Annotated in this window: 3 protein-coding genes; all 3 read right to left on the bottom strand. The window is 70.9% G+C overall.

The features are described from left to right. On the bottom strand, window positions 1-296 hold a 296-nt coding region (locus MJD61_18115; GenBank protein MCG8557180.1), incomplete at its 3' end, for an ABC transporter permease. Window positions 297-328: 32 nt separating this feature from the next. Next, on the bottom strand, window positions 329-967 hold the full coding sequence (locus MJD61_18110) for a DJ-1/PfpI family protein (GenBank protein ID MCG8557179.1): 639 nt from the start codon (window positions 965-967) through the stop codon (window positions 329-331). Between the two features lie 11 nt (window positions 968-978). Further along, window positions 979-1365, bottom strand: a 387-nt coding sequence (locus tag MJD61_18105; protein MCG8557178.1) for a His/Gly/Thr/Pro-type tRNA ligase C-terminal domain-containing protein, incomplete at its 5' end; no start/stop codon positions are given.

Genomic DNA, 1365 nt, shown 5'->3' with positions numbered 1-1365 from the left:
GCGGTCACCATGACCTGGCCCTCCACCATGGGGGTGACCAGTCTGACGCCCGCCACCTTGGCCAGCCGCTCGGCGACTTTGTCGTAGTCCTCCAGCGTCTGCCCCTCGCCGTAGACGCTGAGGTGGCCGTTGAGCCCGAGGATGCGCTCCAGCAGTTCCAGCCGGAAGCCGTTCATCACCGACATGACGATGATCAGCGTCGCCACGCCGAGCGCGATGCCCAAGAGCGAGAACCAGGCGATGACGGAGATGAAGCCCTCCTGCCGGCGCGCCCGCAGGTAGCGCATAGCGACCATCCATTCGAAGGCGGAGAACACGCCCGGCCGCCTCAGCGCCGGGCCTTGTTGAGGCCGGCCCGCCAGCGCCGCACCCGTTCGGCCGGCGCGGTGGCGAAATGGCCGGCGTCGAAGGGCGGCTCGGGCGCGTACTCGATGCCGAGCTGGATGGTCTTGGCGACCTCCTCGCCGGCCTCCAATGCTGCCAGGGTCAGCGCCATGTCGATGCCCGACGAGACGCCGGCGGCGGTGATCACCTTGCCGTCGCGGACCACGCGCTCGGCGGTCGGCCGGGCGCCGTGCTTCTCCGCCAGCGTCTCCATGGCCCGCCAGTGGGTGGTGGCGGGCCGGCCCTTCAGCACCCCGGCCCCGCCCAGGATCAGCGCCCCGGTGCAGACCGACGTGGTCCAGCGGCTGGAGGTGTGGCAGTGGGCGACCCAGTCGGTGACGGCAGTGTCCTCCGACGCCGCGTCGGCGCCGCCGCCGCCGGGCACCACCAGGATGTCCGGGTTGGGCACCTGGTCGAGGGTGAAGTCGGCCTCCAGGCCGAGCATGCGGGACTTGTCCCGGTAGGTGCCGGTGTCCCGGGCGACGAACTTCACGTCGGCGTCGGGCAGGTTCTGCAGCACCGCATAGGGGCCCACGGCATCCAGGTGGGTGACGCCGTCGAACAGCAGGAAGGCGATCTCCATGGCGCCCGCCGTCAGCCCGTCAGCTTCGACAGCGCGGACTCGAGACTCAGTTCCTCGCGTTCGCCGGACTTGCGGTTCTTCACCTCGACCATGCCCGCCTTCAGCCCCCGCGGGCCGACGATGAGCTGCCACGGCAGGCCGATCAGGTCCATGGTGGCGAACTTGACGCCGGCCCGGTCGTCGCGGTCGTCGTGCAGCACCTCGACGCCGGCGGCGGCCAGCTTCGCGTAGAGGTCGTCGCAGGCCCGGGCACAGGCGTCGTCGGCGACCTTGAGGTCGATCAGGCCGACCTTGAAGGGGGCCACCGGCTCCGGCCAGATGATGCCGGCGTCGTCGTGGCTGGCCTCGTTGATGCCGCCCACCAGGCGCGACACGCCGATGCCGTAGGAGCCGGAATG

The sequence above is a fragment of the Pseudomonadota bacterium genome, from assembly GCA_022361155.1.
In the GTDB taxonomy this organism is placed as follows: domain Bacteria; phylum Myxococcota_A; class Polyangia; order Polyangiales; family JAKSBK01; genus JAKSBK01.
Note: the sequence above shows the minus strand (reverse complement) of the source record. Positions and strands in the feature narration are given on the sequence as shown.

Bases quoted from the DNA above. Each gene is read 5' to 3' on its own strand.
- MJD61_18110 (MCG8557179.1), bottom strand. From the start codon at position 967: ATGGAGATCGCCTTCCTGCTGTTCGACGGCGTCACCCACCTGGATGCC.